The organism is Agaricicola taiwanensis (assembly GCF_014635245.1).
In the GTDB taxonomy this organism is placed as follows: domain Bacteria; phylum Pseudomonadota; class Alphaproteobacteria; order Rhizobiales; family Methylopilaceae; genus Agaricicola; species Agaricicola taiwanensis.
This window is the reverse complement of the sequence record NZ_BMCP01000001.1, coordinates 15,540-38,928: the sequence shown is the minus strand read 5'-3', so window position 1 is coordinate 38,928 and position 23,389 is coordinate 15,540. Positions and strand designations below refer to the sequence as shown.

General features: G+C 64.0%; 21 protein-coding genes. 16 read left to right on the top strand and 5 right to left on the bottom strand.

The features are described from left to right. Positions 1–22: 22 nt before the first annotated feature. Both IEV58_RS00200 and IEV58_RS00195 read left to right on the top strand, forming a co-directional pair. Positions 23–1,234: a putative DNA modification/repair radical SAM protein gene (locus tag IEV58_RS00200; RefSeq protein ID WP_188407669.1), complete on the top strand. Its 1,212-nt coding sequence runs from the start codon at positions 23–25 to the stop codon at positions 1,232–1,234. Between the two features lie 2 nt (positions 1,235–1,236). Further along, positions 1,237–2,673 (top strand): UdgX family uracil-DNA binding protein, encoded by a 1,437-nt coding sequence (locus tag IEV58_RS00195; protein WP_188407668.1) that lies wholly within the window; start codon positions 1,237–1,239, stop codon positions 2,671–2,673. Here IEV58_RS00195 and IEV58_RS00190 read toward each other — a convergent pair. After that, complete coding sequence (locus IEV58_RS00190) at positions 2,638–3,693, bottom strand: ABC transporter substrate-binding protein (protein WP_229729081.1); 1,056 nt, start codon at positions 3,691–3,693, stop codon at positions 2,638–2,640. The two genes, IEV58_RS00195 and IEV58_RS00190, sit on opposite strands and share 36 nt — an antisense overlap. Positions 3,694–3,867: 174 nt before the next feature. Between IEV58_RS00190 and zapE the strand changes: the two genes are divergently transcribed. The 9 genes from zapE to lpdA all read left to right on the top strand — a co-directional run bounded on the left by zapE (position 3,868) and on the right by lpdA (position 14,953). Continuing rightward, positions 3,868–5,037: a cell division protein ZapE gene (gene zapE, locus IEV58_RS00185; protein WP_188407667.1), complete on the top strand. Its 1,170-nt coding sequence runs from the start codon at positions 3,868–3,870 to the stop codon at positions 5,035–5,037. Between the two features lie 139 nt (positions 5,038–5,176). After that, on the top strand, positions 5,177–6,142 hold the full coding sequence (gene mdh / locus IEV58_RS00180; protein ID WP_188407666.1) for a malate dehydrogenase: 966 nt from the start codon (positions 5,177–5,179) through the stop codon (positions 6,140–6,142). 83 nt (positions 6,143–6,225) lie between these two features. Continuing rightward, entirely contained in the window at positions 6,226–7,425 is a 1,200-nt protein-coding gene (gene sucC, locus IEV58_RS00175) for an ADP-forming succinate--CoA ligase subunit beta (RefSeq protein ID WP_188407665.1), read from the top strand. Then, a complete protein-coding gene (gene sucD / locus IEV58_RS00170) occupies positions 7,425–8,309 on the top strand; it encodes a succinate--CoA ligase subunit alpha (protein WP_188407664.1) in 885 nt (294 codons plus the stop codon). Before sucC ends, sucD begins: the two co-directional genes overlap by 1 nt. Positions 8,310–8,425: 116 nt before the next feature. After that, complete coding sequence (locus tag IEV58_RS00165) at positions 8,426–11,386, top strand: 2-oxoglutarate dehydrogenase E1 component (protein ID WP_188407663.1); 2,961 nt, start codon at positions 8,426–8,428, stop codon at positions 11,384–11,386. A gap of 44 nt (positions 11,387–11,430) precedes the next feature. Continuing rightward, on the top strand, positions 11,431–12,666 hold the full coding sequence (gene odhB, locus IEV58_RS00160) for a 2-oxoglutarate dehydrogenase complex dihydrolipoyllysine-residue succinyltransferase (protein WP_188407662.1): 1,236 nt from the start codon (positions 11,431–11,433) through the stop codon (positions 12,664–12,666). A gap of 19 nt (positions 12,667–12,685) precedes the next feature. Further along, entirely contained in the window at positions 12,686–13,126 is a 441-nt protein-coding gene (locus IEV58_RS00155) for a VOC family protein (RefSeq protein WP_188407661.1), read from the top strand. Then, entirely contained in the window at positions 13,126–13,536 is a 411-nt protein-coding gene (locus IEV58_RS00150; protein ID WP_188407660.1) for an MAPEG family protein, read from the top strand. Before IEV58_RS00155 ends, IEV58_RS00150 begins: the two co-directional genes overlap by 1 nt. A 16-nt stretch (positions 13,537–13,552) precedes the next feature. Continuing rightward, positions 13,553–14,953, top strand: a complete 1,401-nt coding sequence (gene lpdA, locus IEV58_RS00145; RefSeq protein ID WP_188407659.1) for a dihydrolipoyl dehydrogenase — start codon at positions 13,553–13,555, stop codon at positions 14,951–14,953. Between the two features lie 187 nt (positions 14,954–15,140). Here lpdA and IEV58_RS00140 read toward each other — a convergent pair whose 3' ends face one another. Genes IEV58_RS00140 through fsa form a run of 4 tightly spaced genes read right to left on the bottom strand, consistent with a single transcriptional unit; the run spans position 15,141 to position 17,551 of the window. Continuing rightward, positions 15,141–16,106, bottom strand: coding sequence for a tyrosine recombinase XerC (locus IEV58_RS00140; protein WP_188407658.1), 966 nt, complete (start codon positions 16,104–16,106; stop codon positions 15,141–15,143). 47 nt (positions 16,107–16,153) lie between these two features. Next, a complete protein-coding gene (locus IEV58_RS00135; protein ID WP_188407657.1) occupies positions 16,154–16,582 on the bottom strand; it encodes a cupin domain-containing protein in 429 nt (142 codons plus the stop codon). Then, positions 16,582–16,884, bottom strand: a complete 303-nt coding sequence (locus tag IEV58_RS00130; RefSeq protein ID WP_188407656.1) for an antibiotic biosynthesis monooxygenase family protein — start codon at positions 16,882–16,884, stop codon at positions 16,582–16,584. The genes IEV58_RS00135 and IEV58_RS00130 overlap by 1 nt, the downstream gene beginning before the upstream one ends. A 13-nt stretch (positions 16,885–16,897) precedes the next feature. After that, on the bottom strand, positions 16,898–17,551 hold the full coding sequence (gene fsa / locus IEV58_RS00125; protein ID WP_188407655.1) for a fructose-6-phosphate aldolase: 654 nt from the start codon (positions 17,549–17,551) through the stop codon (positions 16,898–16,900). Between the two features lie 75 nt (positions 17,552–17,626). On the opposite strand from fsa, the gene IEV58_RS00120 reads away from it, so the two are divergent. From IEV58_RS00120 to IEV58_RS00100, 5 genes are all read left to right on the top strand, one after another. Beyond that, positions 17,627–18,019 (top strand): VOC family protein, encoded by a 393-nt coding sequence (locus tag IEV58_RS00120; RefSeq protein ID WP_308790690.1) that lies wholly within the window; start codon positions 17,627–17,629, stop codon positions 18,017–18,019. After that, positions 18,016–20,178, top strand: a complete 2,163-nt coding sequence (locus IEV58_RS00115; protein WP_188407654.1) for a primosomal protein N' — start codon at positions 18,016–18,018, stop codon at positions 20,176–20,178. The genes IEV58_RS00120 and IEV58_RS00115 overlap by 4 nt, the downstream gene beginning before the upstream one ends. A 220-nt stretch (positions 20,179–20,398) precedes the next feature. Continuing rightward, positions 20,399–20,959, top strand: coding sequence for a F0F1 ATP synthase subunit delta (locus IEV58_RS00110; protein ID WP_188407653.1), 561 nt, complete (start codon positions 20,399–20,401; stop codon positions 20,957–20,959). After that, positions 20,959–22,488 carry a F0F1 ATP synthase subunit alpha gene (gene atpA, locus IEV58_RS00105; RefSeq protein ID WP_188407652.1) on the top strand — a complete coding sequence of 510 codons (1,530 nt, stop codon included), beginning with the start codon at positions 20,959–20,961 and terminating at the stop codon, positions 22,486–22,488. The genes IEV58_RS00110 and atpA overlap by 1 nt, the downstream gene beginning before the upstream one ends. Before the next feature lie 20 nt (positions 22,489–22,508). After that, the gene (locus IEV58_RS00100; RefSeq protein WP_188407651.1) at positions 22,509–23,381 is read left to right on the top strand and encodes a F0F1 ATP synthase subunit gamma; all 873 of its coding nucleotides are present in this window, start codon (positions 22,509–22,511) and stop codon (positions 23,379–23,381) included. Positions 23,382–23,389 lie beyond the last annotated feature (8 nt).

Genomic DNA, 23,389 nt, shown 5'->3' with positions numbered 1-23,389 from the left:
AAAGAAGAACAAATAGCAGCTTATGGATCTGTCCCGTAAGCTCGCAATTCTTGCCGACGCCGCGAAATACGACGCCTCCTGCGCATCCAGCGGGACAAGCAAGCGCGATTCCGTGGGCGGCAAGGGCATCGGCTCCACCGAAGGCGCCATCTGCCACTCCTATGCCCCCGATGGACGTTGCATCTCGCTGCTCAAGATCCTCCTGACCAACGCCTGCGCCTTCGACTGCCTGTACTGCGTCAACCGCGCCTCCAGCAATGTGCCGCGGGCGCGTTTCACGGTGGAGGAGGTGGTCAAGCTGACGCTGGACTTCTATCGCCGCAACTACATCGAGGGCCTGTTCCTCTCATCAGGCATCATCCGTTCGCCCGACTACACCATGGAGCAGGTGGTGAGAGTGGCGAAGAGCCTGCGCCTCGATCACGACTTCAAGGGATACATCCACCTGAAGACGATTCCCGACGCCAGTGACGAGCTTCTGGCGGAGGCGGGGCTTTATGCCGACCGGCTGTCCATCAACATTGAATTGCCAACGGAAGGCGGCCTGAAGCAGCTTGCCCCCGAAAAGGATGTGCGCGCCATCCGCCGCTCCATGGGCCGTCTGCGCGTCCGGATCGATGAGGCCGGCGAGGAAAAGAAGGCGCCGCGTTTCGCACCGGGCGGCCAGAGCACGCAGATGATCGTCGGCGCCGATGCGGCCGATGACCGGGCGATCCTGTCGACCAGTTCGAACCTCTACAGCTCCTACCGCTTGAAGAGGGTCTATTATTCCGCCTTCAGCCCCATTCCGGATGCCAGCCAGTCGCTGCCGCCCAAGGCGCCGCCGCTGATGCGCGAGCATCGGCTCTATCAGGCCGACTGGCTGATGCGCTTCTATGGCTTTGACGTGAATGAGATCGTCGAAGGCGAGGACGGTCACCTGGCGCTGGACATGGACCCCAAACTTGCCTGGGCCCTACGCCATCGCGAGCGCTTCCCGCTGGATGTCAATCGGGCCACGCGGGAAGAGCTGCTGCGGGTGCCGGGCTTCGGCAAGACGGCGGTGGAACGCATCCTGACCGCGCGGCGGGTGCGGGCGATCCGGGCAGAGGACCTGCTGCGGCTGCGGGTGCCGGTGGCGCGTGTGCTTCCCTTCCTGATCTTTCCCGATCACAGTCCGCACCGCCTGCTCGATCGAATGGACTTGAAGTCGCGGCTGGTGGCCCCGCCGCGGCAGCTTTCCCTCGGGATCTGAACATGCACCGCATTGCTCTGGCGCATCAGACGGATTTTGCGGGATGGCGGCGGCAAGCACGGGACCTTTTGTCCCGCCGGGTGCCGCCTCATGCCGTGACCTGGTCCGTCGGATCCAGCGATGATCTTTTTGCCGACATGGAGACATCGCTGCCGCCGGTGGTGGATGACGGGCCTGTGTCCGTGCCACGCGGCTTTGTTGCGCTCGCGGAAACACTCGTTCAGCATTGCGATCCCGAGCGCTTTTCCTGGCTTTATTCGATGCTGTGGCGCCTGCGCCAGGAGCCGCGGCTTCTGGAGGTGTCCGTCGATCCGGATGTGGCCCGGCTGGAAGCCATGGCGAAAGCGGTTCGGCGCGACATCCATAAGATGCGGGCCTTCGTGCGGTTCCGGCAGACCCTTCTGGATGGCGAGGAATGGTATGTCGCCTGGTTCGAGCCCGAACACCATATCGTCGAAGCAAACGCGCCCTTCTTCATGCGCCGGTTCACCTCCATGCGGTGGTCGATCCTGACGCCCGATGTCAGCGCGCACTGGGACGGTTCCGAACTTATCTTCGGGCCTGCCGCATCACGCCTGGACGCGCCTGGCGATGATGCTCTGGAAGAGTTATGGCGCGGCTATTATGCCAGCATCTTCAATCCGGCGCGGCTCAAGATTGGTGCCATGCGCGCCGAGATGCCGGTGAAATATTGGCGGAACCTGCCGGAGGCGACGCTCATTCGTCCTTTGATCGAGGAGGCGCAGCGCAGGGTGAATGAGATGGTGAGGAGCGGAACGACCGAACCCAATGCTCGGCCCCAGAGGCCGCATCAGCCTTCGGTGCCGGCGCGGCCGAAAGGTGGCACGTTGGATGCCGTCCGGCTGGACGCGGCCGATTGCCGGGCCTGCCCCTTATGGGCGCCGGCGACCCAGACGGTATTCGGTGAGGGTAATGCCAAGGCGCCGGTGATGTTCGTCGGCGAACAGCCTGGCGATCAGGAGGATTTGGAAGGGCATCCCTTTGTCGGCCCGGCGGGGCGGATGTTCGACAAGGCGCTGGAAGAGGCCGGCATCTCCCGTGACCGGGCCTATGTCACCAATGCCGTCAAGCACTTCAAGTTTGTTCCGCGCGGCAAAAGGCGCATCCACCAGAAGCCCGCGACGCCCGAGATCCGCGCATGCCGGCCGTGGCTGGAGCGGGAAATCGAACTCGTGAAGCCCCGTCTCGTGGTGGCCATGGGGGCCACCGCTGTGCAGTCGGTGTTCGGCAAAGCCATGCCGATCGGGAAAAACCGGGGTCAGATCCTTGAGCTCGACAGCGGTATGCAGGCACTGATCACGGTACACCCGTCATTCCTGCTGCGCCTTCCCGATGAAGAGGCCAAGCTTGCGGAATACGGGAACTTTGTTGGCGATCTGCGCTTAACCGCCGCGTTCTTCGGCGCGCGGGCCGCTTGAGGCGGAGTGATCCAGCAGACGCTCGCCCTTCGGCGGCAGATAGGATGCATCGAAGATATCCGTCGCCGCCGGCATCTCCTCAGGGTTCTGCGTCTCAGCGATAAGGGCGATGGAACGAGCAAGGCGCTCCACGTCAACATCGCCCAGGCCATTTTCCTTCGCCTCAGGCGTTATGATCGCGTCCAGAGCGGCCTTCAGCCGTTCACGTTCCACGTCCATCCTCGCGCCGGGGTTTCGATCGACGACGCTGCGCAGAGCGGCGTCGGGCTCGGCGATCACCGCCTTCAGGCCGCGGATCAGCGCGCGAAGGAATCCCTTGACCGCCTCCGGATTGTCCTTTGCGAAAGCCGGCGCCACCATCAGCGCGTTGCCATAGAGGTCAACGCCGTAATCCGCCATGCGAAGGACGACGATGTCATTGGCCGGGACGCCCTTGTCACGGAGGTTGATGGCAGCCGACCAGCTATAGCCGGTCACGGCATCGACCTCGCCGGCGGCCAGCATGGGCTCCCGCACGGCAAAGCCGAGATTGACGATGCGAATGTCGTCGGTCTCGATTCCGTTGGCTTTGACGAACAGCGGCCATTGCGCGAAGGCGCCATCGCTCTTGGGTGCTCCGAGAGTTTTGCCTTCCAGGCTCCTGGGATCGCTGATCCCCCGGCTTTTGCGACCCACGATCGCGAAGGGCGACCGATCGTAGAGCATGAAGACCGCGAGAGGGCGCACCTCATCATCCCGCGGACGAAAGCGGATCAGGCTGTTGATGTCCCCCAGGGCCATGTCATAGGCGCCAGTGGCGACACGGCCCACTGCGTCCACCGATCCTGCGCCGGGCTCGATTTCGACGTCGAGCCCTTCTTCCTTGAAGAACCCGCGATCGAGCGCCACGAGAAAGGGCGCTGCCGGGCCCTCAAAAGCCCAGTCGAGAGAGAAACGCAGCGGCGTTTGCGCTATGGCTGTTCCGGATGAGGCAATGGCTGCGCAAAACGTCAGCGCGATGACGAAGGCGAGGCGCGTCACTGGAAAATTCTTTCGGGTCGAGATGTTCTCAAGAAAAGGCACTATGGCCCTAAATAGTTTCCAACTGTGTCAACAGCTTGCCGAAATTCGCAACTTTGACGCATCTTTTTCCGTCTGGTAGAGCGCTTCTTATTCTTTTTCGACGATCGCCCCTCGGACGGCCCCAAAACTTCCATGACCGATACGGTTCTTGAGCGATATGCGGCGCTGGTCGCGGCCGGTGAGCTGACGCGTGACCCCGCCCAGGAGCATGCTGCCCGTGCGCTCGATGGCATTAACGCCGCGCTTGCGGGGTACCGGCTGGGCAGGAAAACCTCCGCGCTCGGCTGGCTCTTCGCACGAAAGGCTCCGGAGGCGCCAAAGGGGCTCTACATCTGGGGAGAGGTCGGACGCGGCAAGACCATGCTCATGGACCTCTTCTTCGAGCGTGCGCCGGTGCGCCGTAAGCGGCGGGTGCACTTCAACGCCTTCATGGCCGATGTGCATGCGCGGGTGCACGCCTGGCGCCAGCAGCTCGCGGCGGGAGATGTCAAGGGTTCCGATCCGATAGCGCCGGTTGCCGAAGCGCTGGCGGAGGAGGCGTGGCTCCTTTGTTTCGACGAATTCCAGGTCACCGATATCGCCGATGCGATGATCCTCGGCCGCCTGTTCGAACGTCTGTTCGAAAAGGGCGTGGTCGTGATCGCAACCTCCAACGTGGCGCCGTCCAATCTCTACCGGCATGGCCTCAATCGGGCTCTGTTCCTGCCCTTCATCGCCATCGTTGAAGAGCACATGCGGGTGCTGAGGCTTGATGCAGCCGAAGATTTCCGGCTCATCAAGCTGGAGGGTGTGCCGGTCTGGCACGTGCCGGCCGACGAGAAGGCGGCAGAGGCACTCGACGATGTCTTCATGCGCCTGGCGGTCGGTGCGCCTCCCGCGCCCGTCACGCTCAACGTCCTCGGCCGGACCGTTACGGCGCCCCGCGCGGCAATGGGCGTTGCCCGGTTCACCTTCGCCGAGCTGTGCGATCAGCCCTTGGCCGCCGCGGACTATCTTGCCATCGCCGAGCGGTTTCACACGCTGATCATCGACGCCATTCCGCAGCTGACGGAGGAGAAGCGCAATCCAACCAAGCGTTTCATCCTTCTGATCGACACGCTCTATGAGAGCCACGTAAAGCTCATTGCCTCCGCCGCGGCGGAGCCGGAGAGCCTTCTGGCGGACGGCAACCATCACGCCTTCGAGTTCCAGCGCACGCTGTCGCGCCTCACGGAAATGCGCTCGGCTGCCTGGCTCGCAGCCCCCCACGGCCGGGGCGAAGAGCCGAGAGATGCAGGCACTGGCGGCCTTGCCGAGACGTGAATTTTCCGCCGGTTGCGATGCCGCCGGAACAAAATCGTACTGCGATTAACGCTTAGCCTTGAACCTCACGTCAAATGGGGCTAGGGACTCCCCGGCCCGTCAAGGTCTCCACTCACCTCTCACGCGCGCAAAGATATCCATGGCCCGGAACAAGATTGCACTGATCGGCGCTGGCCAGATCGGCGGCACGCTCGCCCATCTGGCGGGGCTCAAAGAGCTCGGCGACATCATTCTCTTCGACATCGTCGAAGGAACCCCCCAAGGTAAGGCTCTCGACATCGCGGAATCCTCCCCCGTCGACGGCTTCGACGCCAAACTCTCGGGCGTCAATTCCTATGCCGGCATCGAAGGTGCCGACGTTGTGATCGTGACGGCCGGCGTGCCGCGTAAGCCCGGCATGAGCCGTGACGACCTTCTCGGCACCAACCTCAAGGTCATGGAACAGGTGGGCGCAGGCATCGCCAAATACGCGCCGAACGCCTTCGTGATCTGCATCACCAACCCGCTCGACGCCATGGTCTGGGCGCTGCAGAAGACCTCCGGTCTGCCGGCCAACAAGGTCGTCGGCATGGCGGGTGTTCTCGACAGCTCGCGCTTCAGCCACTTCCTCGCGGAAGAGTTCAACGTCTCCATCAAAGACGTCTCGACCTTCGTGCTGGGCGGCCACGGCGACACCATGGTGCCGCTCGTCCGCTACTCCACGGTTGCCGGCATCCCGCTGCCGGACCTCGTCAAGATGGGCTGGACCACCAAGGATCGCCTCGACCAGATCGTTCAGCGCACCCGCGACGGCGGTGCCGAGATCGTCGGTCTCCTGAAGACCGGTTCGGCCTTCTATGCACCGGCCGCCTCCGCGATCCAGATGGCGGAAGCCTACCTCAAGGACCAGAAGCGTGTTCTGCCCTGCGCGGCGCAGCTCAATGGCGAGTACAGCGTCGACAATCTTTATGTGGGCGTTCCTGTCGTCATCGGCGCGAACGGCGTGGAACGCATCGTCGAGATCGAACTGGACAGCGGCGAGCAAGCCATGCTCGACAAATCCATCGAAAGCGTGCGCGGTCTTGTCGAGGCTTGCCAAAAGCTCGCCCCAAATCTGGGCGCATAAGGACTTCTCATTCACGCAGCGGCCCTCGGGCCGCTGCGCTTGCATCGGGGGCCTGGGAAACCGGGCAAAAATGGACTTAAAACATGAACATTCATGAGTATCAGGCGAAAGCCGTACTGAAGGAATTCGGCGTGCCCGTCTCGCGCGGCGTCGCTGTTTTCTCGGCTGATGAGGCCGAGAAGGCCGCCAACGAACTGGGCGGACCGCTCTGGGTCGTCAAATCCCAGATCCACGCCGGCGGACGCGGCAAGGGCAAGTTCAAGGAAGCCGCAGCGGGCGAAAAGGGCGGTGTGCGCCTCGCCAAGTCGGTTGACGAGGTCAAGACCTTCGTCTCCCAGATGCTGGGCAACACACTGGTGACCATCCAGACCGGCCCCGCCGGCAAGCAGGTCAACCGCATCTACATCGAAGATGGCTCGGACATCGAGAAGGAATTCTATCTCTCGCTGCTGGTCGACCGCGCGACCTCGCGCGTCTCCTTCGTGGTCTCCACCGAAGGCGGCATGGACATCGAAGAGGTGGCTCATAACACGCCTGAGAAGATCGTGTCCTTCTCGGTCGATCCCGCGACTGGCATCATGCCGCACCACGGCCGCACCGTTGCCAAGGCGCTCGGCCTCACCGGCGATCTCGCCAAGCAGGCGAACACCGTCGTGGCGCAGCTCTACACGGCCTTCGTCGCGAAGGACATGGAGATGCTGGAGATCAACCCGCTGATCATCACCACCCAGGGTCAGCTCAAGGCGCTCGACGCCAAGGTGTCGTTCGATTCCAACTCGCTTTACCGTCACCCTGACGTGGTTGCCCTGCGCGACGAGAGCGAAGAGGACGCCAAGGAAATAGAAGCCTCCAAGTATGACCTTGCCTATATCGCACTCGACGGCACGATCGGCTGCATGGTCAACGGTGCCGGCCTCGCCATGGCAACGCTCGATATCATCAAGCTCTATGGCGAAGAGCCTGCCAACTTCCTGGACGTGGGCGGCGGCGCTTCGGAAGAGAAGGTGACGGCGGCGTTCAAGATCATCACCTCCGATCCGAACGTGAAGGGCATCCTCGTCAACATCTTCGGCGGCATCATGAAGTGCGACGTCATCGCGCGCGGCGTCATCGCCGCCGTGAAGGCCGTCGGGCTGCAGGTCCCGCTGGTGGTGCGCCTCGAGGGTACCAACGTCGAAGAAGGCAAGACCATCATTCGTGAGTCCGGCCTCAACGTCATTCCCGCCGACGATCTCGATGACGCGGCGCAGAAAATCGTCAATGCCGTGAAGGGTGCCCGCTGATGTCCATCATGATCGACAAGAATACGAAGGTCATCTGCCAGGGCTTCACCGGCAAGAACGGCACCTTCCACTCCGAGCAGGCCATCGCCTATGGCACCAAGATGGTCGGCGGCACCTCACCCGGCAAGGGCGGCTCCACGCACCTCGGCCTGCCCGTGTTCGATACGGTGGCCGAAGCCCGTGACAAGACCGGTGCCGATGCCTCGGTCGTCTATGTTCCGCCGGCAGGCGCCGCGGACGCGATCCTGGAAGCCATCCAGGCCGAGATCCCGCTCATCGTCTGCATCACCGAGGGCATCCCGGTTGCCGACATGATCAAGGTCCGCCGCGCTCTCGACGCTTCCAAATCGCGTCTCGTCGGCCCGAACTGCCCTGGCATCGTGACGGCTGGCGAATCCAAGATCGGCATCATGCCCGCCAACATCTTCAAGCGTGGCAACGTCGGCATCGTCTCGCGCTCTGGCACGCTGACCTATGAAGCGGTGTTCCAGACCAGCCAGGAAGGCCTCGGCCAGACCACCGCTGTCGGCATCGGCGGCGATCCGGTCAAGGGCACCGAGTTCATCGACGTGCTGGAAATGTTCCTGGCCGACGACGCCACCCAGTCGATCGTGATGATCGGCGAGATCGGCGGTTCGGCCGAGGAGGATGCAGCGCAGTTCCTTGCTGACGAGGCAAAGCGCGGCCGCAAGAAGCCAATGGTTGGCTTCATCGCCGGCCGCACGGCTCCTCCCGGACGCCGTATGGGTCACGCCGGCGCCATCATCTCCGGCGGCAAGGGCGGCGCCGAGGACAAGATCGCAGCCATGGAGGCCGCGGGCATCCGCGTGTCGCCATCGCCGGCGCGCCTCGGAAAAACCCTCGTTGACGTGTTGAAAGGCTGACGCCGCTTAATACTTAACGTGTACACTTCTTTCGCCCGCCGGTCTCCGGCGGGCGTCGCCACACCTCGAAACTCGAACCGATCCGGGCGCAACGCCCACGACAGAGACCAGCGATCATGTCACGCCAACAGGCGAACGAAGCCCTTCTCGCGACCTCCTTCCTCTACGGCGGCAACGCGAGCTACATCGAAGACCTCTACGCCCGCTACAAAGAAAATCCCGGCTCGGTGGATGCCGAGTGGCAGAGTTTTTTCGGAGGGCTGAAGGACACCGACGCTGATCCGGTCAAGAATGCGAAGGGCCCCTCCTGGGAGCGGCCGAACTGGCCGATCCACGCCAACGGCGAGCTGGTCTCGGCTCTCGACGGCAACTGGCCGGCCGCGGAAAAGGCGCTCGGCGACAAGATCAAGGGCAAGGCCGCCAAGTCCGGACAGGAGCTGTCTCCCGAGCAGGTGCAGCAGGCAACGCGCGACAGCGTGCGCGCGCTGATGATGATCCGCGCTTACCGCATGCGCGGCCACCTCGCCGCCAAGCTCGACCCGCTCGGCATCGAACAGGAAAAGCCGCATGAGGACCTCGATCCCGCGAGCTACGGCTTCAGCGATGGCGACCGCGACCGCAAGATCTTCATCGACCATGTGCTCGGCCTTGAGTTTGCGACCATCAATGAGATGCTCGCCATCCTGAGGCGCACCTATTGCTCGACGCTGGGCGTCGAGTTCATGCATATCTCCGAGCCCGCTGAAAAGGCGTGGATCCAGGAGCGCATCGAGGGTCCGGACAAAGAGATTTCCTTCACGCCTGAGGGCAAGAAGGCGATTTTCCAGAAGCTGATCGAGGCGGAAGGCTTCGAGAAGTACCTTGATGTCAAATACACCGGCACCAAGCGCTTCGGCCTTGATGGCGGCGAGTCGCTGATCCCCGCGCTCGAGCAGATCATCAAGCGCGGCGGCAACCTCGGCGTGAAGGAGATCGTTTTCGGCATGGCCCATCGTGGCCGCCTCAACGTCCTGACCCAGGTGATGGCCAAGCCACACCGCGCTCTCTTCAACGAATTCAAGGGCGGCTCCTGGAAGCCGGATGACGTCGAAGGTTCAGGCGACGTGAAGTACCATCTCGGTGCCTCCTCTGATCGCGAATTCGACGGCAACAATGTCCACCTCTCGCTCACGGCCAACCCGTCCCACCTGGAGATCGTCGATCCCGTGGTGCTGGGTAAGGTGCGTGCCAAGCAGGACCAGCTCAAGGACGCCGACCGGGTCCAGGTGCTGCCGTTGCTGATCCACGGCGATGCCGCCTTTGCCGGCCAGGGCGTGGTGGCCGAGTGCCTGGGTCTGTCCGGCCTCAAGGGCCATCGCACCGGCGGTTCGATCCACTTCATCATCAACAACCAGATCGGCTTCACCACCAATCCGCGCTTCTCGCGGTCCTCGCCCTATCCCTCCGATGTGGCGAAGATGATCGAGGCGCCGATCTTCCACGTGAACGGCGATGACCCGGAAGCGGTGACCTTCGCCGCCAAGATCGCGACCGAGTTCCGGCAGAAGTTCCACAAGCCTGTCGTCATCGACATGTTCTGCTACCGCCGGTATGGCCATAACGAGGGCGACGAGCCCGCGTTCACCCAGCCGCTGATGTACAAGCGGATCAAGTCGCATCCGACCACGCTTGAGATCTATGCCAAGAAGCTGAAGGACGAGGGCGTCCTGACCGACGAGCAGGCGGAAGAGATGCGCGCGGCCTGGCGCGCCAAGCTCGAAGGCGAGCATGAGGCAGGGCAGAGCTACAAGCCCAACAAGGCCGACTGGCTCGACGGCCGCTGGTCGGGCCTGAAGGCGGCGCAATCCGCCGATGATGACGCGCGCCGCGGCAAGACCGGCGTGGATGTCGCCGAGCTGAAGGCCATCGGTCAGGCGATCACCAAGGCGCCTGAAGGCTTCAACGTCCATCGCACCGTCAAGCGCTTCCTCGACAATCGCGCCAAGGCGATCGACACCGGCGTGGGCATCGACTGGGCAACGGCGGAGGCGCTGGCCTTCTGCACGCTGCTGAAGGAGGGCCACCCCGTGCGCCTGTCCGGCCAGGACGTGGAGCGCGGCACCTTCTCGCAGCGCCACTCCGTGCTGACGGACCAGGAGAACGAGGATCGCTACCTGCCGTTCAACGAGCTCTCCGAAGGCCAGGCGCGTTACGAGGTCATCAATTCGATGCTCTCGGAAGAGGCGGTGCTCGGCTTCGAATACGGCTATTCGCTGGCGGAGCCCAACGCGCTGACGCTGTGGGAAGCCCAGTTCGGCGACTTCGCCAACGGCGCCCAGGTGGTGTTCGACCAGTTCATCTCCTCGGGCGAGCGCAAGTGGCTGCGCATGTCCGGCCTAGTCTGCCTCTTGCCGCACGGCTATGAGGGCCAGGGACCGGAACACTCCTCGGCACGTCTGGAGCGCTACCTCCAGCTCTGCGCCGAGGACAACATGCAGGTCGCCAACTGCTCGACGCCGGCCAACTACTTCCACATCCTGCGCCGTCAGCTGAAGCGCGAGATCCGCAAGCCGCTGATCCTGATGACGCCGAAGTCGCTGCTGCGCCACAAGCGCGCCGTGTCGAAACTGGACGAGCTCGGTGCCGACTCCACCTTCCACCGGGTGCTGTGGGATGACGCCCAGCTCAATCCGGGGGCGGAAGGCGTCAAGCTCGTTTCCGACGACAAGATCCGCCGCGTCGTGCTCTGCTCGGGCAAGGTCTACTATGACCTTTTCGAGGAGCGCGAGAAGCGCGGCATCAATGACGTCTACATCATGCGCGTGGAGCAGCTCTATCCGTTCCCGCTCAAGACGCTTGCCGCGGAAATGGCGCGCTTCAAGAACGCGGACGTCATCTGGTGCCAGGAAGAGCCCAAGAACATGGGGTCCTGGTTCCATGTGGAGCCTTACCTTGAGTGGGTGCTCAATCAGGCGGGAAGCAAGTCCAAGCGGCCAGCCTATGCGGGCCGCGCCGCCGCCGCATCGCCTGCCGCCGGCACCATGTCAAAGCACCTTGCCGAACTCCAGAGCTTCCTCAACGAAGCGCTGGGCAGCTGAACTTAGTTATGTGAAAGGCCCGCGAGGGCATTTGGGGAAAAGAAATGGCGACCGAAATCCGCGTGCCCACTCTTGGCGAAAGCGTGACCGAGGCAACCATCGGTAAATGGTTCAAGAAGCCCGGCGACGCTGTGTCCGCCGACGAACCTCTGGTGGAGCTTGAAACGGACAAGGTAACGGTTGAGGTGCCGGCTCCGGCAGCCGGAACGCTCGGCGAAATCGCCGTGCAGGAAGGCGAAACCGTCGAAGTGGGCGCCTTGCTCGGCTCCATCGACGCGGGTGCTGGCGGCGGCAGCGCACCGGCCGCCAAACCTGCCGAGGCGAAAGCCGAAGCGCCGAAGGCCAGCGCTCCGGCCGAGAAGGTATCCGACAAGAGCGCACCGGCCGATGCCGGCCAGGCTCCGTCGGTCCGCAAGCTCGCCGCGGAATCCGGTGTTGATCCCGCCGGTGTCTCCGGCACGGGCAAGGACAACCGCGTGACCAAGGGCGACATGCTGGCCGCGATCGCCACCGGTGGCGCTGCTTCGGCAGCTCCGGCCACGTCTGCCGCGCCGCGTGCGGCCTCCGCTCCTGACGATGCCTCGCGCGAAGAGCGCGTGCGCATGACCAAGCTGCGCCAGACCATCGCGCGCCGCCTGAAGGACGCCCAGAACAGCGCGGCCATGCTGACGACCTTCAACGACGTCGACATGTCCGCCGTGATGGACCTGCGCAAGACCTACAAGGATGTGTTCGAGAAGAAGCATGGCGTGAAGCTCGGCTTCATGGGCTTCTTCGTGAAGGCCGTGATCTCGGCGCTGAAGGATGTTCCGGCCGTCAATGCGGAAATCGACGGTACCGACCTCATTTACAAGAACTACTACCACATCGGCGTTGCCGTCGGCACCGAGAAGGGCCTGGTCGTTCCGGTCGTCCGCGATGCCGATCTGCTGTCGGTGGCCGGCGTGGAAAAGGCCATCGGCGACTTCGGCCGCAAGGCACGCGACGGCAACCTCAAGCTTGAGGACATGCAGGGCGGCACCTTCACCATCTCCAACGGTGGTGTCTATGGCTCGCTCATGTCGACCCCGATCCTGAACGCGCCGCAGTCGGGCATCCTCGGCATGCATCGCATCGAAGAGCGTCCGGTGGTGAAGAACGGCCAGATCGTCATCCGTCCGATGATGTATCTGGCGCTGTCCTATGATCACCGTATCGTCGACGGCAAGGAAGCCGTGACCTTCCTGGTGCGCGTCAAGGAAGCCATCGAGGATCCCACCCGTCTCGTGATGGATCTCTGAGCCGCGCAGGACACTCGTCATGGCCTTCGGACCGACACCGCCAGCGATCCAGGTGCACCTTTGTGTTACTCGGGGAAACGAGGCGATCCGGTTTTATGAGAAGGCCTTCGACGGCGTCTGCACCATGAAACAGATGGCCGATGATGGCGTGCGTGTCATGCACGCCAACATCGACCTCTTCGGCAGCGAGATCATGCTGCACGACGAATTCCCCGAGCATGACTCCGAGGTCCTGTCGCCTCTCAACCGGCAGGGCGCCAGCGTTGCGATCAATATCAATCTGCCCGCGGCGGAAGATGTCGATGCGGCCATGGCTCGTGCGGAAAAGGCCGGCGCCGTCGTGATCATGGCTCCACAGGACACGTTCTGGTGCGCGCGTTATGGCCGCCTGCGTGACCCCTATGGTCACGTCTGGGCCTTCAATGCACCGCTGCCGCCGGCGCAGGCGAGTCAAAGCTGATGGAACCTGCCGTAACGCTCCCCATCGAGATCACGATTCTTGGCTGGAGCACGCTTCTGGTGCTGTTCCAGGTGGGCCTCCAGGGGATGCTGGCGACGCGGGAGCTCGGCGGTCAATATAACGCCAGCCCCCGCGACGAGGGGCTGAAGCCGAAGGGCCTTCATGCCGGGCGTGCCGAGCGTGCCCTTCGCAATCTTCTTGAAACCTATCCGATCTTCGTAGCGCTGGCCTTGGCGCTGACCATCACCGGTCAGGCGGGCGGCCTCGGTGCAGCGGGATCGATCATCTGGATCGTCGCGCGCATTGCCTATGTGCCGCTTTATGTGCTTGGCATCCCCTATGTCCGCAGCCTCGCCTGGGTCGGCTCCGTCGCCGGCCTTCTGATGATGCTCATTGAACTTCTCGCCTGATCAGGAACTTGCTCACATGGCTTATGATCTCACCGTCATTGGAACCGGCCCCGGCGGCTATGTCTGCGCGATCCGCGCGGCCCAGCTCGGCATGAAGGTGGCCGTCGTCGAGAAACGCGCCACCCATGGTGGCACCTGCCTCAACGTCGGCTGCATTCCGTCCAAGGCGCTGTTGCAGGCGTCCGAACGCTTCGAGGAAGCAGGGCACATGTTCGCCAAGATGGGCATCAAGGTGTCCGCTCCCGAACTCGACCTTCCGGCCATGATGGCGTTCAAGGAAGAGGGCATCAACGGCAACGTCAAGGGCATCGACTTCCTGTTCAAGAAGAACAAGATCGATGTCTTCAGCGGCGTTGGCGTCATCGAGGGCGCGGGCAAGGTGAAGGTCACGTCCGACAAGGGTGAGGCCCAGACCATCGAGACCAAGAACATCGTGATCGCCTCCGGCTCCGATGTGGCGCGCCTCAAGGGCATCGAGATTGACGAGAAGCGTGTCGTCTCCTCGACCGGTGCGTTGACGCTGGAGAAGGTGCCAGGCCACCTCATCGTGGTCGGCGGCGGCGTCATCGGCCTGGAGCTTGGATCGGTCTGGAAGCGTCTGGGCGCCAAGGTCACCGTCGTGGAATTCCTCGATCGCCTGATCCCGGGCATGGATGGCGAAGTGGCCAAGCAGTTCCAGAAGACGCTGGGCAAGCAGGGCTTCGAATTCAAGCTGTCGTCGAAAGTGACGGGCGTCGACACCTCCGGCAAGACGCTCAAGGTGCAGGTCGAGCCCGCCGCGGGCGGTGCTGCCGAGACGCTGGAAGCCGATGTGGTGCTGGTCGCGATCGGCCGCGTGCCCTACACCGAGGGCCTCGGCCTCGAGACGGCAGGCGTCGAGAAGGACGAGCGCGGCCGCGTCAAGGTCGACGGCCACTACAAGACCAATGTGGACGGGATCTACGCCATCGGTGACGTCATCGTGGGCCCGATGCTGGCGCATAAGGCCGAGGATGAGGCGATCGCCGTGGCCGAGATCCTGGCCGGTCAAGCCGGCCATGTGAATTACGACGTGATCCCCAGCGTCATCTACACCTTCCCTGAAGTTGCCTCCGTCGGGAAAACCGAAGAGGAGCTCAAGGAGGCCGGCGTCGCCTATAATTCGGGCAAGTTCCCCTTCATGGCCAATGCCCGTGCCAAGGTGAACAACACCACCGAAGGCTTCGTGAAGGTGCTGGCCGATGCCAAGACCGACCGCGTGCTGGGTGTTCACATCATTGGACCCGAGGCGGGCGAGATGATCCATGAAGCGGCGGTGCTGATGGAATTCGGCGGTTCGTCCGAAGATCTTGCCCGCACCTGCCATGCGCATCCGACCCGCTCGGAAGCCGTGAAGGAAGCGGCGCTCGCGGTGGAAAAGCGCGCCATCCATATGTGACGCGCTCCCTGGCTTCACGAAAGCAGAAAGGCCCGGATCGACGTCCGGGCCTTTCTTCTTTGAGGTCTCGACTTGGAGGATAGGCCCGAAGCAGCTTGGCCGGGTCAAGCCATGATCCGCTTCGACAATTCGTGGCAGCTTAACAGATTCCCTGCGGGACATCCGCCCGCATTTTTGCAGCAGCGCTTCACAATCTCGCGCGGGGATGGCTGGCGGCATGAATGGCCATGAGCCGGGCGGAATCCACTTCGGTGTAGATCTGGGTCGTCGACAGGCTGGCGTGGCCAAGAAGTTCCTGAATGCTGCGCAGGTCGCCACCGCGCGACAGGAGATGTGTCGCGAAGGAATGGCGCAGGGCATGGGGCGTTGCGGTCTCGGGAAGACCCAGTGCTCCACGCAGCCCCTCCATGGCACGCTGGACGATCCGCGGCGACAAGGGGCCGCCCTTGGCCCCCACGAACAGCGGGCCGTCCGGGGGCAGGTTCCAGGGGCAGAGGGACAAATAGGCCTCCACCGCCTGGGCGACAGGAGCTATCACCGGCAGGCTGCGCTGCTTGCCGCCCTTGCCGGTGATGGTCATGGCGCGCCCCGCCTGGGGCGCCTCCCGACGGGTGAGGGACAGAGCCTCGGAAATCCGCAACCCGCATCCGTAGAGCAAGGCCAGCACCGCCGCGTCCCGCGCAAGCACCCAGGGTTCGCGGGCCTCGCCGGCGCGGGTTTCAGGATCGGTCATGGCACGGGCGGGCAGAGGTGCCACGGGTTTCGGCAGGCTTCGCGCGACCTTGGGCGCACGGACAGCTGCGAGGGCGGCGGACAATCCGATGCCCTTGGGATCGACGTAGCGGGCAAAAGACCGGAAGGCGGCGAGAGCCCGCATCAGCGAGCGGCTGGTCAGGCCCTCGGTGCGGCGCGCGGCCAGATAGGCCCTGATGTCGCGCGGAGCAAGCCTGGCGATCTCTTGCAGCGATGGAGCAGAGCCCAGGTGCTGACACAGGAAGCCCAGCACGAAGCGCATGTCGCGCCCATAGGCTTCCACGGTCTTTGCCGCGACGCGGCGTTCGTCCGTGAGATAACCGAGCCAAGCCGCATAGGCCGCGCGCACATCCGGCGCGATGGGAAAGACAGGACCGAGATCGGGGACGGAAGCGTTCATGCCAACGAGAGTGCGGACGGCATGGTTAAGATTGCTTTGCGATGGTCTTATGGGATCGGCGACCAGCCGGGAGGCGCGAGCTCAAAGGCCTCGAAGGAGAAGCCGGGCGCCACCGTGCAGCCGACCAGCGTCCAGTCGCCCAGCGTTTCGGCCGCCTGCCAGCAGTCCGGTGGGACCACCGCCTGCGGTTCATGGCCGGCCAGAAGATCGGCGCTTAAGGTTAGCGTGCGAGGCGCCCGGTCACCGTCCTGGAACAGGGAAAGGATCAAGGGCGCGCCGGCGTAGTGATGCCATGTCTCGCTGGCGTCCCGGACGCGATGCCAATGCGAGCGCTCGCCCTTCTTCAGGAGAAAGTAGATTGCCGTGCTGTGGCCGCGCTCAGGGCCGTGTGCGTTGTCACGAAAGGTTTCGCGGAACCAGCCGCCCTCGGGGTGAGGGCGGAGGTCCAGACAGGAGATGATCTCCTCGGCGGTCATCAGCCCTTGGCCGCGACCGGCTCGGCGAAGTGCTCGACCTCGGGCGGGCTTGCGAAGAATGGCCCGATGACGCCGCGCCACTTGGCGAAGAGCTCGGATTCGCGGAAGCCGACGGTGTGATCGTCGAGGCTGCGCCAGCGCACGATCAGGTGGTAGGTCGAGGCGCGCTCCACGGATGGCCGCAGTTCCAGGCCGTGGAAGCCCTCGCTGGCCGAGATGTGCGTGATGGCCTCGGGGAAGGCGGCTTCAAAATTCTGCTCTTCGCCCGGTTTGATGCGGAGAATGGCGTGTTCGAGGATCATGGGGTCTCACCTTTCACAGGATGCTTTGGCCGGTCTTCTTCCAATCGGCGACGAAGGTCTCAAGGCCCTTGTCGGTGAGCTGGTGCTGTACCAGGCTCTTCAGGACCGAGGGCGGCACGGTGGCGACATCGGCGCCGATAAGCGCGGCAAGCTTCACGTGATTGGCCGAGCGGATAGAGGCGGCCAGGATCTCCGTTTTGAAGTCGTAGTTGTCGTAGATCACCCGGATCTCGCGGATCAGATCCATGCCGTCGACGCCAAGATCGTCGAGGCGGCCGATGAACGGGGAGATGAAGGTGGCGCCGGCCTTGGCGGCAAGGAGCGCCTGATTGGCGGAAAAGCAGAGCGTCACGTTGACCATGGTTCCCTCGCCGGTGAGTGTCCGGCAGGCCTTGAGGCCGTCCCAGGTGAGGGGAACCTTCACGGTGACATTGCTGGCGATCTTGGCGAGGTGGCGTCCTTCGGCGATCATGCCGTCGGCATCCACTGCGGCGACCTCCGCGGAAACAGGGCCGTCCACCACGTCACAGATCTCAGCGATGATCTCGCGCATCGGCCGATTGGCCTTGAGAATCAGCGAGGGATTGGTGGTCACGCCGTCGAGAAGGCCCAGTTCGGCCAAGGCCTTGATCTCGCCGATGTCGGCAGTATCAACGAAGAACTTCATTTGCCACGCTTCCTTCCATGGTGTTTCCCGCCGTCATGGGCCAGCATTATTTCAGGCGCAAGAAGGAACTTGCACATGATCATCGATCACATGGGCTTCGGCGTTGCGGACTATGAGCGCTCGAAGGCCTTCTACACCGCCGCGCTCGCTCCGCTCGGCATTCGTCTGATGACGGAAATCGCGGCCAAGGACAACATCAGCCTGCACGCGGCGGCGGGTTTTGGACGAGACGGCGAGCCGCTCTTCTGGATCGGAGCGGAGGGCCGGACGAGACCCTTCATGCACATTGCGTTCGCGGCACAGAACCGGGCACAGGTGGATGGCTTCCATGCGGCCGCCGTTGCCGCAGGTGCGACAGATAATGGTGCGCCAGGCCTTCGCCCGCAGTATCACCCGCATTATTATGCCGCCTTCGTCCTCGACCTTGATGGACACAACATCGAAGCCGTCTGCCACACGCCCGCATGATCCGCCACACCGCTCAAGTCCTCCTCCCCGTCGCGCTCGACCGGGCCTTCACCTATGGCGTGCCCGAGGGCATGGAGGTGGCCCCCGGCGATGTCGTGCACGTTCCGCTGGGGCGGCGGGAGGCGGTCGGCGTGGTCTGGAGCGGCGCGGGGGAGGACGTTCCTCCAGCGCGGCTGAAGAACATCATCGACAAGCTGGATCGCACCGCCTTGCCCGAACAGTTGATCCAGTTCGTGGACTGGGTGGCGGCCTACACGCTCAATCCGCGCGGTATCGTGCTGCGCATGGCGGCGCGCGGCGGCAATCCGGTCGAGGAGGCGCCGCGTGTCGTCCTGCAGCCCACCGGCCGCAGCCCCGGGCGGATGACGCCGGCCCGGGAAAAGGTGCTGTCCGTGCTGGCAGCATCGGCGCAGATGAGCAAAGCCTCGCTTGCGGCCGCGGCGGGTGTGTCCTCCGGCGTCGTCGATGGGCTTTTGAGGGAAGGCGCGCTGGAGCGGCTGGAACTTCCCCCGGAGCCGCTGCCATCTCTTGATCCAGATCACCACCCGCCGGTGCTCTCGGACCAGCAGCAGGCGGCTGCCACGGCCCTGATCGAGAAGGTGCGATCACGGACTTTTTCCGCCACGCTTGTGGAGGGTGTCACCGGCTCAGGTAAGACCGAGGTTTATCTTGAGGCCGTGGCCGAGGCGCTCCGGCTCGGGCGGCAAGCCCTGGTGATGCTACCGGAAATCGCGCTGACCGGCGCGGTCATCGAACGCTTCGCCGCCAGGTTCGGGGCGGAGCCTGCGGCCTGGCATTCCACCGTGCCGTCGAAGCAGCGTGCCAAGACCTGGGAAGCGGTGGCCAGGGGAGAGGCCAAGGTCGTGGTGGGCGCGCGGTCGGCGCTTTTTCTGCCGTTCCGGGACCTCGGCCTCATCGTCGTGGATGAGGAGCACGACCCGGCCTTCAAGCAGGAGGAGATGCCGATCTATCACGCACGGGACATGGCGGTTGTGCGCGCAACCCTTGCCGCCTGCCCGATCGCATTGGTGTCGGCGACACCCTCGCTCGAAACACGCGCCAACGCTGCCCGTGGCCGTTACGACCACCTCCTGCTGCCGGAGCGCTTCGGCTCCCGTGCGCTGCCCACCATCGCGGTCGCCGATATGGTCGCCCGCCCACCGCAGCGAGGCCGCTTCATCGGCCCCGATCTGGAGGGGGCGGTGCGTTCCACGCTGGACGCCGGCCACCAGGCCCTCTTGTTCCTGAACCGGCGCGGCTATGCGCCGCTGACGCTGTGTCGGGCCTGCGGGCATCGACTGCAATGCCCCAACTGCTCCGCCTGGCTGGTGGAGCATCGCTACCGCGGTCAGCTCGCATGCCACCACTGTGGCCACAACGAGCCCATTCCGAGGGAATGCCCCTCCTGCCACACGCCCGACAAGCTTGCGCCGGTGGGGCCGGGCGTCGAGCGACTGGCCGATGAGGTGCGGGCGGTGTTTCCGGAGGCGCGGCTTTCGGTCCTGTCGAGCGATCTCATGCATGGGGTCGATCAGCTTCGCGCCGAACTGAAAACGATCGCCGAGGGACAGGTCGATCTGGTGATCGGCACGCAGCTCGTCACGAAAGGCCACAATTTTCCGGGCCTGGCGCTGGTCGGCGTGGTCGACGCCGATCTCGGTCTCGGCACGGCCGATCCGCGTGCGGCGGAACGTACCTTTCAGGTGCTGGACCAGGTGACGGGGCGGGCCGGCCGCGGCGCCGTCGCCGGCCGCGCGGTGCTGCAGAGCTTCGACGCGCGGCACCCGGTGATGAAAGCCATCGTCTCCGGCGAGCGCGCGGGCTTCTATGAAACCGAAATGGAAACGCGCGAGGCGGCGGGCCTGCCGCCCTTCGGGCGCATCGCCAGTCTCGTGGTCTCGGCGGCGGAACGTCCGGCGGCCGAACATTTCGCGCGCCGCCTGGCGCAGGCTGCGCCACGGGCGGACGACCTGCGCATTCTTGGACCCGCGGAAGCGGCGATCGCGCTGCTGCGCGGGCGGCACCGGATGCGGCTGACGGTCAAGGCGCCGCGCGGCTTCGATCTGTCTGGCTACGTCAGGCAGTGGTTGGCCGAGGCGCCGCAGCCTTCAGGAAACACCACGGTGACTGTGGACATCGACCCGTTGAATTTCCTGTGACGCGCCTCATGCGCAAGGCCCGCAAAAATCAACCATTCCACATGCTTCAAGGTCTGTTGCACCCATTGTTAAGCTGTGTTAGTCAACGCCCGGCTCGTGAACGGGGGCGTTCGGCGGGCCGGCCGGATAACGGCGCATTCCACGTATTTCGCCAAGGGCTTGAACGCGGGAAATCCGCGACGTTCTTTCCTTGGCCTAACGGATCGCGAGAGACAGGCGAGTGGCGGACGACGATCTTACTGTAAGCGGCATGGCAGGGCGCTACGCGACAGCGCTGTTCAGCCTCGCCGAAGAAGCAAATGCCGTCGATGCGATCGGTGCCGATCTTACCCGTTTCGAGGCTATGATGGCCGATAGCGCCGATCTCCGGCGCCTCGTCGAAAGCCCGGTTTTCTCGTCAGACGATCAGTTGCGGGCCATCGGTGCCATCCTCGACAAGGCAGGCATCACCGGCCTGACCGGAAATTTCCTTCGCCTCATCGCTCAGAACCGCCGGCTGTTCGCTCTGCCGAGCGTGATCCGGGGCTATCGCCAGCTGGTCGCGCAGTCGCGCGGTGAGGTGACCGCCCAGGTGACGGTGGCCGGGCCCCTGGCGGACGACAAGCTTGCTGCCGTGCGTGCCGCGCTCGCCGAGAGTGTCGGCAAGGACGTCAACATGAACGTGACGGTCGATCCGTCGATCCTTGGCGGCATCATCGTGAAAGTCGGCAGCCGCATGGTCGATGCATCGCTGCGTACCAAGCTCAATTCAATCAAACTTGCCATGAAAGAGGTCGGCTGATGGACATTCGCGCCGCCGAGATCACTGCGATCCTGAAGGATCAGATCAAGAATTTCGGTCAGGAGGCTGAGGTCTCCGAAGTCGGACAGGTTCTGTCCATCGGTGACGGTATCGCCCGCGTTTATGGCCTGGATCAGGTCATGGCCGGCGAGATGGTCGAATTCCCCGGTGGCATCCGCGGCATGGCTCTCAACCTTGAGAGCGACAACGTGGGTGTCGTGGTGTTCGGTTCCGACCGCGACATCAAGGAAGGCGACACCGTCAAGCGCACCGGCGCCATCGTGGACGTGCCTGTCGGCAAGGGCCTGCTCGGCCGCGTCGTCGACGCCCTCGGCAACCCGATCGACGGCAAGGGCCCGATCGAGAGCGCCGAGCGTCGCCGCGTCGACGTCAAGGCCCCGGGCATCATCCCGCGCAAGTCGGTGCATGAACCCATGCAGACCGGCCTCAAGGCCATCGATGCCCTGATCCCGATCGGCCGCGGCCAGCGCGAGCTGATCATCGGCGACCGCCAGACCGGCAAGACCGCCGTGGCGCTGGATGCCATCCTGAACCAGAAGTCGATCAATGCTTCCGGTGACGAGAAGGCCAAGCTCTACTGCGTCTACGTGGCCATCGGTCAGAAGCGCTCCACGGTCGCGCAGTTCGTGAAGACCCTGGAAGAGAACGGCGCGCTGGAATATTCAATCGTGATCGCCGCCACGGCGTCCGATCCCGCTCCCATGCAGTATCTGGCACCCTTCGCCGGCTGCGCCATGGGCGAGTACTTCCGCGACAACGGCATGCATGCCCTGATCGTTTATGATGATCTGTCCAAGCAGGCCGTGGCTTACCGCCAGATGTCGCTGCTGTTGCGTCGTCCGCCCGGCCGTGAAGCTTATCCGGGCGACGTGTTCTATCTGCACTCCCGCCTGCTGGAGCGCGCCGCAAAGCTCAACGACGAGAACGGCTCCGGTTCGCTTACCGCGCTGCCCGTCATCGAGACCCAGGCCAACGACGTGTCGGCCTACATCCCGACCAATGTGATCTCGATCACCGACGGCCAGATCTTCCTTGAAACCGATCTGTTCTACCAGGGTGTCCGCCCGGCCGTGAACGTCGGCCTCTCCGTCAGCCGCGTGGGCTCCTCGGCCCAGATCAAGGCGATGAAGCAGGTTGCCGGCAAGATCAAGGGTGAGCTCGCCCAGTATCGCGAGATGGCCGCCTTCGCGCAGTTCGGTTCGGATCTCGATGCCTCCACGCAGAAGCTCCTGAACCGTGGCGCTCGCCTCACGGAACTCCTGAAGCAGCCGCAGTTCTCGCCGCTGAAGGTGGAAGAGCAGGTCGCGGTGATCTTCGCAGGCACCTCGGGCTATCTCGACAACCTGCCGGTCTCCAAGGTTCGCAGCTTTGAAGAAGGCCTTCTCGGTCATCTTCATGGCCAGCACCAGGAACTGCTGGACACTATCCGCACGTCGAAGGAGCTTTCCGACGACAGCCGCAAGAAGCTGACGGCTGCCATCGAGGCCTTCGTCAAGACCTTCGCTTGATGGTCTGACGGGCGCGCTCCATGGCCAGTCTCAAGGAACTTCGCAACCGGATCGCCTCGGTCAAGGCGACGCAGAAGATCACCAAGGCGATGCAGATGGTCGCCGCGGCGAAGCTGCGTCGCGCCCAGACCCGGGCGGAAGCCGCGCGTCCCTACGCCGAACGTGTCGAGCAGGTTCTTGCGAACCTGGCGACCGCCATCGCCGGGACGCCCGATGCGCCCCGGCTCCTCGGCGGCACCGGCAAGGATCAGGTCCATCTCCTGGTTGTCGCAACGGCCGAGCGCGGCCTCTGCGGTGCGTTCAACTCGTCCATCGCCCGCCTTGCCCGCGACCATGCCAACCGGCTGATCGCCGAAGGCAAAGAGGTCAAGATCCTCTGCGTCGGCCGCAAGGGATATGACATCCTGCGCCGGCAGTTCGGCAGCCGCATCATCGAGGTTGTCGACCTGAAGCACGTCAAGCAGGTCGGCTACAGCGAAGCAGAAACGATCACCGACAAGGTGCTCGAGCTGTTCGAGCAGGGAGAGTTCGACGTCGCGACGCTGTTCTTCGCCCGGTTCCGCTCCGTCATCCAGCAGATCCCGACAGCGCAGCAGATCATCCCCGCCAGCATTCCCGCTGAGGTGGAAGGTCCGTCCGCGCCGTATGAATACGAGCCTGAGGAAAGCGAGATCCTCGCCGAACTCCTGCCCCGCAATGTCGCGGTGCAAGTGTTCAAGGCGCTTCTTGAAAATGCGGCGTCCGAGCAGGGTGCGCGCATGAGCGCCATGGACAATGCGACCCGCAACGCCGGCGATATGATCCGGAAGCTTACGCTGAACTACAACCGGACGCGCCAGGCGCAGATCACCAAAGAACTCATCGAGATCATCTCGGGCGCGGAAGCGCTCTGAGCGGCCAC